This window comes from Streptomyces sp. 150FB (genome assembly GCF_000818195.1).
Classification (GTDB): domain Bacteria; phylum Actinomycetota; class Actinomycetes; order Streptomycetales; family Streptomycetaceae; genus Streptomyces.
Genome location: NZ_JTHL01000001.1, coordinates 5,282,244 through 5,296,889, shown reverse-complemented (window position 1 = coordinate 5,296,889; position 14,646 = coordinate 5,282,244). Strand labels below are relative to the sequence as shown.

Below are 14,646 nucleotides of genomic sequence, written 5' to 3'. Positions count from 1 at the left end.
TGAGTTGACTTCAAGCGCTTGAAGTATCGGAGGCTTCACGCATGGCAGCAGCGACCGGAGAGCGAACAGCGGGTCTGACCGTCCAGGAGATGGCGCGACGGTCGGGTTTCAGTGAACCGACGCTGCGCTACTACGAGAAGATCGGCCTGCTGGGAACGGTCGCCCGGGACGAGTCCAGCGGTCATCGGCGGTACGAGCCGGCGACCGTGGCCCGTGTCGAGGCGCTGTCCTGCCTGCGTTCGGCGGGGATGACGGTCAGCGGTATGCGCCGCTATCTGGACCTGCTCGCCCAAGGGGACTCCGCGGCTGCCGAGCAGCGGGATCTGTTCTCCTCCCAGGCGGAGAAGCTGGCCGCCGACATCGAGCAGCTTCAACTGCGCCTGACGTATCTGCGGCGGAAGGCGGATCTGTGGGACGCCCGTGTCCGTGGGGACGCGGACTCCGAGAACCGCGCGGTCGAGGACGTCATGCGCGTGGTGGAGCGATTCACACACTGAGGGACTGAGCCAGATGAGCACAGAAGATCGCACCGCCGCTCCCTCCGAGAGCGGAACGGTACTGGTCACAGGTGGTACCGGCTTCGTCGGCGGCCACTCGGTCGCCCGGCTGTTGCGCGAGGGGTATCGGACCCGCGTGACGGTCCGGGAGCCCGGGCAGGAGGCCGGGGTGCTGGCGGCGCTCCGTGGGGCCGAGGTCGATCCGGCGGACCGGCTGGAGTTCGCCGTCGCCCACCTCGACGCCGATGGCGGCTGGGCGGAGGCCATGGACGGCGTCAGCCACGTACTGCACCACGCGTCGCCCTTCCCGTCCGCCCCGCCCGTGACGGAGGACGAGGTCATCCTCCCCGCCCGTGACGGCGCGCTGCGCGTCATCTCCGCGGCCCGGGAGGCCGGGGTCCGGCGGGTCGTGATGACGTCCTCGTACGCCGCCGTCGGGTACACCCTGAAACCCGACAACCACTACTCGGAGGCGGACTGGACCGACCCGGACACCGAGGGCCTGCCCGCCTACCACAAGTCGAAGGTCCTCGCCGAGCGTGCCGCCTGGGACTACGCCCGCACCCACGGGGACATCGAGCTGACGGTCGTCAACCCCACCGGTATCTTCGGCCCCCAACTGGGCAACCGGCCCTCCGGCTCGGTCGGCCTGGTCAGGGGCATGCTGACCGGGCAGATGCCGGTGGTGCCCGTCATGTACTTCGGTGTCGTCGACGTGCGCGACGTGGTGGACCTGCATCTGCGGGCCATGGTGCACCCGAAGGCCGCGGGCGAACGCTTCATCGCCGTCAGCGGATCCTCGATCAGCTTCTTCGGCATGGCACAGATCCTGCGGGAGCACTTCCCCGCAGCGGCCGGTCTGCTGCCCTCCGCCGAACTGACCGTCGAGCAGGTCCGCGAGGCGGCGAAGACCGAGCCGGCATTGCGCGATGCCGCGGCTCTACGGGGCCGGATCCCCGTCATCAGCAACGAAAAGGCCCGTTCGACGCTGGGCTGGGAGCCCCGGGACGTCAGCGAGACGATCGTGGCCACCGCCGAGAGCCAGCTCCGGCAGGGCCTGACCTTGCCGGAGGGTGACAGCGTCCCGTCGTAACCGGCACAAAGAGCATGACCGGCATCAAGACGTCGGCCTCCCGAGCGCCGGAAGCGGGAATGATGTCCAGGGGCAGGCCCCGCGCGGGTCGAACGCGCGGGGCCTGCCTGTCACCTGAGCCGTTCGGCGCCGAGGTGCGGTCTTACGGAACGAGCTTCAGCAGCTTGTTGGGCGAGCCGGAGCCCACGCCGCTGAGGACGCCGTTGGTCGCGCCGTTCACCAGAGCGGCACCGACGGTCGCCGGGGACGCGCCCGGGTGTGCCGTCAGGTAGAGGGCTGCCGCGCCGGAGGCGTGCGGGGCGGCGAAGGACGTTCCGTCGCCGGTGTAGGTGGCGGAGTCGGAGCTGTTCCAGCCCGCCGTGATGCCGGAACCGGGCGCGAAGAGGTCCACCGTGGAGCCGTAGTTGGAGTAGCCGGCCCGCGCGTCGGTCTTCGTGGTCGCGCCGACGGTGATCGCCTGCGTGACCCGTGCCGGGGAGTAAGCAGACGCCAGGGCGCCCGAGTTGCCCGCGGCTATCGAGTACGTCACGCCGGAGGCGATGGAGTTCTGCACCGCTGTGTCCAATGTGGTGCTGGCACCGCCGCCGAGGGAGACGTTGGCGACGGAGTTCGCCACGTGGTTGGCGGTGATCCAGTCCACGCCCGCGATGACCCCGGCGGTCGTGCCGGAACCGTCGTTGCCGAGGACCCGGACGGCGACGATCTTCGCCTTCTTGGCCACGCCGTAGGTGGTGCCCGCCGTGACAGTGGCGACGAAAGTGCCGTGGCCGTAACCGTCTTGTGCGGTGGCGTCGTTGTCGACGAAGTCCCACCCGTACGAGGCCCGGCCCGCGATGTCCTGGTGCGTGATGCGCACACCGGTGTCCAGGACGTACACGGTCGAGCCGCTGCCCCCGCTGTCGGGGTAGGTGTACGTGCCGCTCAGCGGAAGGTTGGCCTGGTCGATCCGGTCCAGGCCCCAGGGGGCGTTGGTCTGGGTGCCGAGGGCGTGGACCTTCTGGTCCTGTTCGACCGAGGCGACGTCCGGGTCAGCCGCGAGTCTCCTGGCCTCGGCGCTGGTGAGCTTCGCCGTATAGCCGTTGAGGGCGGAGGTGAAGGTCCGCTTGACGGTGCCGCCGTACTCGGAGATCAGGCTCTTGCCGCGCGAGGCGGTCGCCTTGAAGCCGACGTCCTTCTTGAGGGTGACGATGTAGCTGCCGGGAACGGCTTCCGCGGAGTTCGCTCCCAGCACGGTGCCCTGGGCCGGTGCGGCCTGGGCGGGGAGTGCGGAGAGGGTGCCAACCGCGGTCGCCACGGCGGCCGTTGTGGCCATCGCCGCGGCGATACGCCGCTTCATGGTGCGTGCCACTGCCATGTGAGGGAATCCTTTTCGATCACGCACGGGCTCGTGGTGCGAGCCGGTGCCGGACCAGGTGAGGCACTCGGGTCGGTGCCACAGAGCAACCACGTGCCCACACCGAGTGCCGGAAAAGGGATTCCTTCCGCATGTCATGCACAAGCCATGCGTGTACATCGGGTGCAGCACTCCCGACACAGCAGGTAACGTCCGCGAAGTCGGCAGGTACCACAACGCGCACCCGCGTGAGCGGTCAACTCCGCCGCCCGCGCACGCGAACTCCGGGCGCTTCCAACGCTGTTGTGTGCCGTCCTGCTGAAGACGGCACACACAGGGCGAGTCCCACGAGGTCTCCTGCCTCGGTCGCACCGGATGACCGCGCCACCGCACGCCACCGCGTGCCACCGCACACCACCCGCACGCGGGCCACTACACCGGCCTCAACGCCTCAGGTACCGGCGCCGCGTGCAGCACGATCAGCCCCGACACCGCTCGCGTCAGCGCGACGTAGAGCCGCCGCAGGCCCGTTCGTTCGTCCGGTTCGCCCGCCACCACGGCGGCGGGTTCGTCCAGCACCACGTAGTCGTACTCAAGTCCCTTGGCCAGCGAGGCGGGTACCAGCGTCAGCCGTGACTCCGCCGTCGTCTCCTCTCCGGGCGAGAGGTACGCCAGACCCGCCGCGTCCAGCGCCGCCGCCAGCGCCGGAATCCGCGCGTCGGCCGCGATCAGGCCCGTCGAGCCCTCGTGCTCCAGCGACTCCACGCACGCGACGACCACCGCCGCGTCGAGGTCGGCCAGGTCCCCCGCGCCGGAACCGGCCGCACCGCCGCCGTCGTCGGCCTCTCCTACCGACCGTACCGACCCGACCGACCCGACCGACCCGACCGACCGCACCGACCGCACCGACAGCGATCCCGGCGACTCCCGCACCGACTCCACCTCAGCGAGCCCCGGCGAGATCGCGGGCAGCAGCAGCGACGCGTACGCGATCACCTCGCGCGGCACACGGAAGCCGGCCGTCAACTCCTCCACCACCGCCTCCGACTTGCCGAGGTGCCGCAGCGCCTCCGCCCAACTCCCCGTCGCCCACGGTGTCGTGCCCTGCGCCAGATCGCCCAGGACCGTGGCCGAGCCCGTCGAGCAGCGCCGCCCCACCGCCCTGTACTGCATCGGCGACAGATCCTGCGCCTCGTCGAGCACCACATGCCCGAGCGAGTGGGTACGGGCGATCAGGTCGCCCGCCTCGTCGATCAGCACGGCGTCGGCGGGCGACCACTTCACGGACCGGAGACTCCGCGCCGGCTTCGCCCACAGAATCGTCCGCTGCTCGTCCTCCGTCAGCAGCCCCTCGGCGTGCGCCGCCAGGAACTCCGGGTCGGACAGCAGCCGCAGCACCAGCTTCGCCGGATCGACCAGCGGCCAGACCGCCTTGACCGCCGCCTTCACCGCGGGGTTACGCGCCACGGCGTCCTGCACCCGGTCGTCCGGCGCCTCGCCCGCCTCCTCCATCCGTACGAGTACGGCGTGCGCGATGCGCTGCGGCAACGCGTCGTGCGCGGCGCCGTAGCGCATGTCCCTGGCCAGCAACTGCGTGACCAGCTCCTCGACTTCGTACGCCGGCACCCGCCACCGCCGCGAGCCGCGCACGACCACCACCGGCTCGGTCGGCATCGACACGTGTGAACGCAGCGCGCGCCGCAGCACCTCCGCCATGCGCGCGTCGCCCTTGATCACGGCGGCGGCCGCCTCGTCCGTCCCCCGTACGTCCACGGCGCCGCCGACCAGCGCGTCGACCGTCGACTGCCTGACATCCAGCTCGCCCAGCGCGGGCAGCACCTGCTCGATGTAGTGGAGGAAGGACGCGTTCGGCCCGATGACCAGCGTGCCGGTACGGGCGAGCCGCTCGCGGTGCGCGTACAGCAGGTAGGCGACACGGTGCAGTCCGACGGCCGTCTTACCCGTACCGGGGCCTCCCTGCACGCAGACGCTGCCGCTGAGGTCCGACCGTACGATCTCGTCCTGTTCTGGCTGGATCGTCGCGACGATGTCGCGCATGGGGCCGACGCGGGGACGTTCGATCTCGGTCTGGAGCAGCCGGCTGGTCTGAGCCGCCTCGGTCGGGTCGGAGAGGTGCTCGTCCTCGTACGCGGTGAGGTCACCGGCCGTGTAGCCGAAGCGCCGGCGGAGCGCGACGTCCAGCGGGTCCTTCCTGGACGCGCGGTAGAACGGCTGGGAGACGGGCGCGCGCCAGTCGATCACCATCGGATCGCCGTTGGCGTCGTGGACATGGCGTCGGCCGATGTAGAAGCGGTCTCCCTCGGCGCCTTCGGCGTACTCCCCGCCCACGGTGTGCAGGTAGTCGAGGCGGCCGAAGAAGAGCGGGGTGTGGGACAGGTCGGCGAGGGCCTTGATGCGCTCCTCGATCTGGAATCCGAGGACGGCGGCGTTGACCCAGTTCGCGGTGACATCTTTGATGTCGAGGGACTGGGCGTCCTCGCGCATGGCGGTGAGGGCGGCGCGCGAGGAGCCGAGATGGGCGCGCTCGCGCGCGAGCGGGTCGGCGGTCCACTCGGGAGTGGACCCGGGGATGGTCCCGGTTGACTCAGGGGCGGTCTCGGGGTTGGTTTCGGGGTCGGACTCAGGGTCGGTCTCAGGGGCGTGCGCGGGCACGGTGTTGCCTCCGGGCTGTGGCTGTACGCACACCGACGGGCCGCCGGCCCGGCGAACAAGGGGCAGCGGCGGTCGGTCGGCGCGGAATCACGTCATGGCAGCCGTCCGGTTTCCGTCCGGACGGCGGCGCTCATCGAGGAGCGCGGGCAAGGTGGGCGATTGTAGCCAGCGGGTGACCGCGAGGCGAATGGTTTTCCGCGACCGGGGGGAGACGGCAGAAGCGACGGGGGCCCTGGGGACCGTCTCAGGGACGTATGCGAGACCTACCGGATCATCCATCCCGTAGGGGGTCGGGTATGCCTCAAGTAGTACATGGTCGATCTTAGGGTTCCGTCCGGGGAGCGATGTGTCAGCCCTGCCCGAAAACCACAATGAACGTATGACGACAGCGACTCTCACCCCCACCGACGGCGCGGCTGCGACCACCCCCGCCGGCGCCGGCCAGCACCCCACCGACGTACGTACGCACCGCGTCGGCGGCGCGCTGCGCGCGGTCAAGGTCTTCCTGACCGCCGCGTTCAGCGTGGCCGTTCTCGGGGAGTTCACGGAGACGGAGGAGGCGGGCACCAAGGAACGCTGAGCACCGCACCGCCCGGCACCGCACCGCCCGGCACCGTCCGGCCCGTACTACGGCCTCAGTTCCCCGCGAGCAGCTCGTCCGCGTCCACGATCCGGTACGCGTACCCCTGCTCGGCCAGGAACCGCTGCCGGTGCGCGGCGAAGTCCTGGTCGATCGTGTCGCGTGCGACGACCGAGTAGAAGCGGGCCTCATGGCCGTCCGCCTTCGGACGCAGCACCCGCCCGAGGCGCTGCGCCTCCTCCTGCCGTGACCCGAACGTGCCCGAGACCTGGATCGCGACCGTCGCCTCCGGCAGGTCGATCGAGAAGTTCGCGACCTTCGACACGACGAGCACCGAGATCTCGCCCTGCCTGAAGGCGTCGAAGAGCTTCTCGCGCTGCGCGTTGCTCGTCTCACCCTTGATGACCGGCGCGTCCAGATGCTCACCCAGCTCGTCGAGCTGGTCGATGTACTGCCCGATGACCAGCGTCTGTTCGCCCTTGTGCTTGGCGACCAGCGCCTCCGTCACCTTCCGCTTCGTCGCCGTCGTCGCGCAGAATCGGTACTTCTCCTCGGTCTCGGCGGTCGCGTAGGCGAGCCGCTCGCTGTCCGTGAGATTGACGCGTACCTCGACACAGTCCGCGGGCGCGATGTAGCCCTGCGCCTCGATCTCCTTCCACGGCGCGTCGAACCGCTTGGGACCGATGAGCGAGAAGACGTCCGACTCGCGGCCGTCCTCGCGTACGAGGGTCGCGGTCAGGCCGAGCCGCCGCCGGGCCTGGAGGTCGGCGGTGAACTTGAAGACGGGCGCGGGCAGCAGGTGCACCTCGTCGTACAGGATCAGGCCCCAGTCACGGGAGTCGAACAGCTCCAGGTGCTGGTAGACGCCCTTCCGCCGGGTCGTGAGCACCTGGTACGTGGCGATGGTGACCGGCCGGATCTCCTTCCTCGTACCGCTGTACTCGCCGATCTCCTCCTCCGTCAGCGAGGTGCGCTTCACCAGCTCGTGCTTCCACTGCCTGGCCGAGACGGTGTTGGTGACGAGGATCAGCGTCGTCGCCTTCGCCTGCGCCATCGCCCCGGCGCCGACCAGCGTCTTGCCCGCGCCGCAGGGCAGCACGACCACCCCGGACCCGCCGTGCCAGAAGTTCTCGACGGCCTGCTTCTGGTACGGGCGCAGCGCCCAGCCCGTCTCGTCCAGCTCGATCGCGTGCGCCTCGCCGTCGACGTAACCGGCGAGGTCCTCGGCCGGCCAGCCCAGCTTGAGCAGGGTCTGCTTGATCTGGCCGCGCTCTGAGGGGTGTACGGCGACGGTGTCCGGGTCCAGCCGGGCGCCGACCAGCGGCGCGACCTTCTTGGAGCGCAGGATCTCCTCCAGCACCGGCCGGTCGGTGCTGGTCAGGACCAGCCCGTGGACGGGGTGCTTGGAGAGCGTCAGCCGCCCGTACCTGGCCATCGTCTCCGCGACGTCGACGAGGAGGGCGTGCGGCACCGGATAACGCGAGAACTCGACGAGTGCGTCGACCACCTGCTCGGCGTCGTGCCCGGCCGCGCGGGCGTTCCACAGGCCGAGCGGCGTCAGCCGGTAGGTGTGGATGTGTTCCGGAGCGCGTTCGAGTTCGGCGAAGGGCGCGATGGAGCGGCGGCAGGCGTCAGCCTGCTCGTGGTCGACTTCGAGCAGCAATGTCTTGTCGCTCTGGACGATGAGAGGTCCATTCACAGCCTGCGCCCTTTCCGTATGCCAAACGTCCAGTGTGCCTCACAAAGGGGTGACCAGGGCCTGGGCTCCCGTGAGCCCGGCGGCGGAGCTGTGCCGCTGCCGGGACCGCCACCCGCACCGCCGCCCGCACGGCCGCCCGCATCGCCACCCGCACCGGCCCACGAATCTGCCCATGTCGCCATAAGGGCACGCAGGTCAGCGAGGTCCGTTCACAGCCATGCGCCCTCGCGTGCATGTCGAGCCGGTCCCGGGGCACCAAGGTGCTATGACCGCAGAAACGGAAGGGTCCGAGACCGGGAATACCGCCCCGGCTACAGTTTCGTGGGGCCGAACCGTATTACGGATACTCATCCTTGTGGTCGCGTTTGTCGCTCTGGCGGCCTTCGCCGTCGCCCTCGCCGAGCTGACACTGACACCGTCCCCCGCCTCCGCCGACATCGCCGGGTCGAACCTGCGCCCCGGTCACTCGCTGCGACAGTACGCGGAGGACTACACGTTCCTCGCCGCCTGCAAGCAGGTCGGCGGCAACATCCTCATGGGAGTGCCCTTCGGGCTGATCCTCCCGGTGCTGGTGTCGCGCAAGCTGCGCATGATCCGCGTGGTGCTGCTGGCGGCCGTGGTGATGGTGCTGATTGAGCTGGTGCAGGGCGCGGTCATCGAGGGCCGTGCGTTCGATGTGGACGATGTGATCATGAACACCACGGGCGCGCTGCTCGGGTATCTGCTGCTGGGGCGGCGGATCGGGCGCAAGTATCACGCGCTGGGTGAGCCGCGGGTGCCGTCGAGGGCTTCGACTTCGGCTCCGGCTCCGGCTCCGGTGGTGGAGAGGGATGAGAGGGGCGCCGGTTCGCCGTCGCGCCCGAAGGCCGCCCCCAAGGCCAGTACGAAGGCCGGTACGAAGGCCGGTACGAAGACACGTACGGGTACGGGTTCCGGTACGCGCAGGCCGAGCATGACCAAGTCCGGCGCCGCAAAAGGTGACGCCTCGTGGTCGGATCGGCTCGGGAGGCTCGCCAGACGCCGGTAACCGGACGCCGATAACACCGCCTACGGGAAGGGGCGGCGGGACAGCCAGGTAGCTGTCCCGCCGCCCCTTCCCGTTGCGCCGTCTTATAAGAAAATCGCGTTCTTATAAGAAAACTCTGTCCACATACTTGTCCCCTGTGGGCCGCGTCACTACCTTCCCTTGATGTAACGAAGCCCCCGCGTTCAGCCCGCTGAACCGCTTCGGCCATCCACCTGAGGAAGGCACTTCGTCGCATGAAGAAGCCCCTGAGCCGCCGCACGTTCCAGCAATTCGCCGTCACCGCACCGCTGTTGGCCGCCGCCCCCGCCGCACTCGGAGCCGGTACCGCCGCCGCGGCGACCTCCACCCGTACCGGTGCCGACTCCCGTACGGGTACGCACGCCCGGACCGTCGCCGCGATGCGCCGCGCCGCCGCGTTCATGGACGGGACCGTCTCGTACAGGGGCGCGTACGTCTGGAACTACCTCCCCGATCTCTCCGTCACCTGGGGCGAGATGGAGGCCAAGCGCACCATGTGCTGGGTCCAGCCGCCCGGAACCCCGTCCGTCGGCCACAGCATGCTCGACGCCTACCACGCCACCGGCGACGAGGTCTTCCACCGGGCCGCCGTCCGCACCGGTCTCGCCCTTGCCGAAGCCCAACTCCCCGTCGGGGGCTGGAACTACATCCATGACTTCGCCGGAGAGGAATCCCTCCGGGACTGGTACGACACGATCGGCGCCAACGGCTGGCGGCTGGAGGAGTTCCAGCACTACTACGGCAACGCGACCTTCGACGACGCCGGCACCTCGGCCGCCGCGCAGCTCATCCTGCGGCTGTACGTGGAGCGCCGCGACCCGCGCTTCAAGAAGCCGCTCGACCGGGCCATCTCCTTCATTCTCGGCGCCCAGTTCAGCGGCGGGACCGTCGACGGCGGCTGGCCGCAGCGCTACCCCGCGTTCTCCGGCGCCGTCAGCCGGATGCCCTGGCCCGAGGACCGGCCCTCATGGCTGCCGAAGGACGTCCAGCACGGCATGGCCGACGGCGATTACACCCAGCAAGTCACCTTCAACGACGATGTGTTGGGCGAGAACATCAAGTTCCTGCTGATGTGCGTATCGGCGCTCGGCCGACGCGATCTCATCGGCCCGGTGACGCGCGCGATGGGCTGCTTGCGCCGTATGCAGCAGCCGGCACCCGCGGCGGGCTGGGGACTTCAGCACCTCTCACGCGCCAAGGGCGGCCGGCCCGCCGGCGCCCCGGCCGGTGCCAGGTCGTACGAGCCGCGCGCCCTCGCCACCCACACCACGCAGACCAACGTGCTCCAGCTCTTCCACTACTTCAGGCTGACCGGCGACCACGCCTACCTCGCCCGCGTCCCCGAAGCCCTCGCGTGGTTCGAGAGCTGCAAGTTGACGGATCGTCAGAAAGCGGAGAACCCGCTCCTGGCGAGCAGCACCCACCCGACCTTCGTCGAACTGGGCACGAACCGCCCGATGTTCACCCACCGCTTCGGCTCGAACATCCGCAACGGCGCCTACTTCTACGACTACGACCACAAGAACACCCTGAGCCACTACTCCTCGGGACGCGCGGTCGACCTGGACGGTCTGCGCGAGACGTACGAGGAACTCACCGCGCTGACTCCCGCCCAAGTCGCCGACCTGCGCGCCCGTTCACCGCTCGCCCGGCCCGCCCACGGCCAACAGATCCCGCTGCCGCGCTACTTCTCGATCCGCGACCTCCAACTGTCCGACCTGCTGCGCGACGCACCGCTGCCGCTGCCCGAGGTGACGGACGCGCAGGCCGAGGCGCTGGTGAGCGGCCCCACCGGTCTCGGGGACAAGGACTACTGGCTGACCCCGATCGACGCGGTCACCAACCCCTACCAGGGGCCGGGTTCGACGAAGCCGTACGACGGCATGGCGTACATGAGCAAGAACGTCGGGGACCTGCGCGACACCTCGCCGTACAACCCGCAGGACCCTCCGCTGGAGCCGCCCTACAAGCCCACCGACCACCCGATGGGGATCAGCTCGTCCGCGTACGTCGCGAACATGGCCAAGCTCATCGGGTACGTGGGCTAGACCCGCCGGCCTGACCGCGCGCTGAGCCGCCCGCCGGGCCGCCGACCTGGTCGCCCTCGTCGGCGAGTTCGGCGACTCCGGTGATGCGGTGCAGCGGGAACGTACGGACCTCGTCGGCCGTGTGGTCGTACGCCGTCACATAGCCGCCCTCCACCCGGACGGGCGCGATCACCCGCTGGCTGGCGGCGCCGTCGGCGTTGACGTAACCGATCCACAGGGCCGAGCCGGTCATGGCCGCGGCCTGCACCGTCGCCAGGGTTTCCGCCGGGGTGGTACGGGGCAGGTCGCCGCCCCCCGAAGCCGATCGGTCCGAGGACCCGCCGGAGGCCGACCCGGCGGAGGAGGGGCCGGACGGCGCGGGCAGCGTTCTGTGGACGACCGTCGACGCCAGGTCGCCGGCTCTGATCGCCCGTACGGCCGCGCTCAGCAGCGTCGCGTCGGGCGCGGGCGGCCCGTCGGGTACGGGCACGGGCGCCGTGCGCGCCGGAGCGCGGTGGGCGTGCGCCCGGGTGAGCAGTACATCGCCCTCCGCCGACTCGGCCGCCGGCGCGAGCCCCATCGCGCGCAGCCCGTCGAGCAGCGCGCCCGGATCGGCCTGGGCGGCGAGCACGCTGGGCGCGATACGGCGCAGCCGCAGCGCGGCGGACCGCTTGTCGGCGAGGATCTCGCCGAGCAGTGCCTCGTCGTCGCAGCGCACATAGGCGGAAGCGCTGCCCACCCGCAGATGACCGTGCTTGCGGCCCACGTCGTCGATGAGATAGCTGAGCGGCTGCGGTACGGGCGTACGGCTGTGCGTCTTGAGGAATTCGTGCAGATCGGAGGCCGACTGGCCGGCGTCCAGCGCGCGGCGTACGGATCCTGGCGTGAAGCGGTAGACCGTCGCCCCGCCCTTCGACTCGACCTCGGCGGCGACGGACAGCAGGTCGGCGAGCGGCCGCAGGAGCGGCCCCGGCGCGACCGCCGTCAGGTCCGCCTGGAGCAGTACGTGGTCGAGCGGCTCGGGCAGCAGCGGCGCCAGGGCCTGCGCGGCGCGCTGGGCGGCGGCGTCGAGATCGGTGGCGGTGGTGACGTTCCCGTCGGGGGCGTACGGCGCGGGCATGAGCAGCGCGCGCCCCTGGGAGGAGAGCGCGCCCCGGCCGGTGAGCCCCAGCATCTCGGCCTCGGTGAGCGTCCAGGCGGCGAGCCGCGTACGCAGGTCCTCCGGCCGTCCTGCGGTGGCGGCGGTGCGCAGCGGTCGTTCCCAGCGCAGCCGGGCGAGCAGCGAGTCGGGCTCGGGCGAGGCGCCTTCGGGGAGCGTGGCGAGGAGCGCGAGAACCCGCTGGCGCACCTCGGGCGCTGGACCCCGGTCGAGGTCGGGGCCGAGGACGGCGAGCGTGCGGCCCTTGCTGTCCTGGCTGCCCACGAGGCCCGAGGTGCGGGTCGCCGTCAGCCAGGCGGTGGCGAGACGCGCCCACTTGCGGGGGTCGGGCAGCTCCTGCCAGTCGTCGTAGGCGGGGGTCGGCGCGTACCGCTCGTCGTGCTCGCCGTCGGCCGCGATCAGACCGGCCGCGTAGGCGAGTTCGACCCAGAAGGCGGCCACGGTCTCGGTGACGTCGAGGGCGGTGGCGGTGCGCTTGAGGTCGCGTACGGAGAGACCGCCGGCGCGCAGGACGTTCGGGCCGCCCTCGTTCCAGTCCTTGGCCAGCTCCTCGATGGTGCCGAGGGCGGTGAAGGCCTGGGCCGCCGCCGTACTGTCCACGACCTGCGCGCCGTACTCGGCGCGGGAGGCGACGGGGGGCGCGACCGGCTCGACGATCCGGTGGGCGCGCCCGGCGCGCAGATGCAGCGCGACCTCGCGCGGCAGGACGACGGTACGGGTGGAGGCGGGCAGCAGCAGGCCGCGGTCGCGCAGCCACTGGACGGGAGGGGTGGGGCTGGACGTGACTTCCCCGTACGGCGGCCCCCACACCAGCCGGTCCAGGACGGACAGTGCCTCCATGGGCGCGGTGTCGAGCAGCGCGGCCATCCGGGTGCGGTCGGTGAACAGCTCGGTGAGCGCGGCGACGGCGGAGACCGAGTCATGGGTGGACGCCAGCCACGCGGCGGTCAGGATCTCCTGGATACGGCCCGGCGACATGCCGGTCGTGGCCTCGGCGACGGTCGGTCCGAGACCGGTGGGCGAGGGGTGGTTCGGGGAGGGCGCGAGCAGCTCGCGGGCGGTACGCACGAGCCGCAGCCGGTCGTTCCCGCCCCAGATCAGCGCCTGGTCGCGGAGGGCGGCGACGGCGACGGGGAGCGCGGCCTCGACCCGCGGGTCCCCCTCGTCGCCGGTGAGCAGCGCGCGCAGCGTCTCGAACGGCGCGGGCTCGGGTGCGACGGCGAGCGCCTCGGCGGTCTGGAGGGTGAAGCGGTCGAGCCGCTCGATGGCCCGTACGACGGAGGCGCGGGTGCCGGCCCGGGTGGCGAGCTGGGACAGGTCGTTCGGTACGGGTGAGAGCAGATCAGGGCGGGCGCGCAGCAGGGCGGCGAGTGACTCGTCGTCCTGGGTGCGCAGGGCTTCCGCGAGCGTGCGCGGTGGCGTACCACCGGTTCCTTGTGACACGTGCGCCTCCTGCTCGGGCTCGCTGGGCTCGCTTGTCCCCATCCGCCCCAAGGTAGCCCCTGCGGGGGGCCGCGGAGGCCGTCGCTCGCGGCTGAGGGGTGGTCGGGGCGAATCTCGGGGGTGTTTCCCGAGGGTGTTTCGGGTGGGCGGGTGAGGGCATTGGGCGGGCCGTTGTCGGGCGGGCGCCCGGTACGGGTGGTGGGGGTTTCGTACTGGACGTGGCGGGATGACTCCGACACCATCGCGAGAAGGTGTCGTGAGGCTGATCATCGGGCGGTTGACGGCTGTCGGGAAGGGCTGTGCAGGCTATGGGGATCGAGAGCGATCAGCTCGTCTACGACTATCTGAGCCGCGTCGGGGACGTGGCGCAGCAGCGCCAGTTGCCGTCCGGGACGCGCATGAGGCTGGTCTCGTCGCTGCGGAACGAGATCGACAAACAGCGCGGGAAGTTCGGCAGCGACAGCCCGGCGACGGTACGCCGCATCCTGGGGCGGCTGGGCGACCCGGAGGTACTCGTACGGTCGGTCTCCGGCTACCCCGGCTACCCCGGCGACACGGACGACACCTGGTCGGAGCCCGAGCCCGAGCCGCCGGCGCCCGCCGTACCGGAGCAGCGGACGGCGCGGCGGGTGGTGGACCCCGGGGAGGCGAAGGGCGCCACGAAGGGGGAGCCTGCGGGTAAGGCGGGCGCGGGGTCCGGGGCCGGCGCTGAAGCTCCGGCGCCGCCGTGGGGGCAGGGCATGCCGAAGATGGGGAAGCTGGGCACCGGGGGCGGGATCTCGGGGCTGCTGGGCTTTTCGGGCCTGGGAGGGCCGTCCCAGGCCCGGCCCGACACGGAGCCGGACTGGTGGCGCCTCGGGTCGGAGGGCGCGGACGGTGCGGACGGCACGGAGGGTACGGACACCAAGCAGGGCCGCAGGAGCGGCGGCAGGCCGGGCGGCGGCTTCAGCGGCGGCCCGGGCGGCGGCTTCGCCGGCGAGGTGGACGTGCCCGGGTTCGTGGGGGGTCTGGAGATCCCCGATCTGATCGAGCGACCGCCGTGGGCGGTGTCCGGGACCCCGGACACGGCCGAGATGGTGGCGGACGCGGATACGCGG

At 71.1% G+C, this 14,646-nt stretch carries 9 protein-coding genes and 1 pseudogene; 6 read left to right on the top strand and 4 right to left on the bottom strand.

Going from position 1 to position 14,646, the window contains the following annotated elements; all coding sequences use genetic code 11:
• Positions 1-41 precede the first annotated feature (41 nt).
• A complete protein-coding gene (locus QR77_RS22755) occupies positions 42-497 on the top strand; it encodes a MerR family transcriptional regulator (protein ID WP_040023967.1) in 456 nt (151 codons plus the stop codon).
• A 13-nt stretch (positions 498-510) separates the two neighbouring features.
• Complete coding sequence (locus QR77_RS22750) at positions 511-1,590, top strand: NAD-dependent epimerase/dehydratase family protein (protein ID WP_052488984.1); 1,080 nt, start codon at positions 511-513, stop codon at positions 1,588-1,590.
• Between the two features lie 142 nt (positions 1,591-1,732).
• Here the strand turns inward: QR77_RS22750 and QR77_RS22745 are convergent, their stop codons facing one another.
• Together QR77_RS22745 and QR77_RS22740 are read right to left on the bottom strand one after the other, a co-directional pair.
• Positions 1,733-2,944: a S8 family peptidase gene (locus QR77_RS22745; RefSeq protein ID WP_040023966.1), complete on the bottom strand. Its 1,212-nt coding sequence runs from the start codon at positions 2,942-2,944 to the stop codon at positions 1,733-1,735.
• Between the two features lie 411 nt (positions 2,945-3,355).
• On the bottom strand, positions 3,356-5,428 hold the full coding sequence (locus QR77_RS22740; RefSeq protein ID WP_107069111.1) for an ATP-binding domain-containing protein: 2,073 nt from the start codon (positions 5,426-5,428) through the stop codon (positions 3,356-3,358).
• A gap of 547 nt (positions 5,429-5,975) precedes the next feature.
• Between QR77_RS22740 and QR77_RS22735 the strand changes: the two genes are divergently transcribed.
• Positions 5,976-6,176, top strand: coding sequence for a hypothetical protein (locus QR77_RS22735; RefSeq protein ID WP_040023965.1), 201 nt, complete (start codon positions 5,976-5,978; stop codon positions 6,174-6,176).
• A gap of 55 nt (positions 6,177-6,231) precedes the next feature.
• On the opposite strand, the gene QR77_RS22730 is transcribed toward QR77_RS22735, so the two are convergent.
• Entirely contained in the window at positions 6,232-7,875 is a 1,644-nt protein-coding gene (locus QR77_RS22730; protein ID WP_040023964.1) for a DNA repair helicase XPB, read from the bottom strand.
• A gap of 265 nt (positions 7,876-8,140) precedes the next feature.
• Here QR77_RS22730 and QR77_RS22725 point away from each other — a divergent pair, with 265 nt between their 5' ends.
• A complete protein-coding gene (locus QR77_RS22725; protein ID WP_078877030.1) occupies positions 8,141-8,902 on the top strand; it encodes a VanZ family protein in 762 nt (253 codons plus the stop codon).
• A 233-nt stretch (positions 8,903-9,135) separates the two neighbouring features.
• Positions 9,136-10,968 (top strand): pectate lyase, encoded by a 1,833-nt coding sequence (locus QR77_RS22720; RefSeq protein WP_052488983.1) that lies wholly within the window; start codon positions 9,136-9,138, stop codon positions 10,966-10,968.
• On the opposite strand, the gene QR77_RS22715 is transcribed toward QR77_RS22720, so the two are convergent.
• A complete protein-coding gene (locus tag QR77_RS22715) occupies positions 10,949-13,591 on the bottom strand; it encodes a helicase C-terminal domain-containing protein (protein ID WP_078877028.1) in 2,643 nt (880 codons plus the stop codon). The two genes, QR77_RS22720 and QR77_RS22715, sit on opposite strands and share 20 nt — an antisense overlap.
• Positions 13,592-13,857: 266 nt before the next feature.
• On the opposite strand from QR77_RS22715, the pseudogene QR77_RS48965 reads away from it, so the two are divergent.
• Positions 13,858-14,646, top strand: a pseudogene (locus tag QR77_RS48965) (hypothetical protein); the annotation flags it as partial.

Excerpts from the sequence above, each read along its gene's own strand:
- QR77_RS22755 (WP_040023967.1), top strand. The coding sequence starts at position 42 with ATGGCAGCAGCGACCGGAGAGCGAACAGCGGGTCTGACCGTCCAGGAG.
- QR77_RS22750 (WP_052488984.1), top strand. The coding sequence starts at position 511 with ATGAGCACAGAAGATCGCACCGCCGCTCCCTCCGAGAGCGGAACGGTA.
- QR77_RS22745 (WP_040023966.1), bottom strand. The coding sequence starts at position 2,944 with ATGGCAGTGGCACGCACCATGAAGCGGCGTATCGCCGCGGCGATGGCC.
- QR77_RS22740 (WP_107069111.1), bottom strand. The coding sequence starts at position 5,428 with ATGCGCGAGGACGCCCAGTCCCTCGACATCAAAGATGTCACCGCGAAC.
- QR77_RS22735 (WP_040023965.1), top strand. The coding sequence starts at position 5,976 with ATGACGACAGCGACTCTCACCCCCACCGACGGCGCGGCTGCGACCACC.
- QR77_RS22725 (WP_078877030.1), top strand. The coding sequence starts at position 8,141 with ATGACCGCAGAAACGGAAGGGTCCGAGACCGGGAATACCGCCCCGGCT.
- QR77_RS22720 (WP_052488983.1), top strand. The coding sequence starts at position 9,136 with ATGAAGAAGCCCCTGAGCCGCCGCACGTTCCAGCAATTCGCCGTCACC.
- QR77_RS22715 (WP_078877028.1), bottom strand. The coding sequence starts at position 13,591 with ATGGGGACAAGCGAGCCCAGCGAGCCCGAGCAGGAGGCGCACGTGTCA.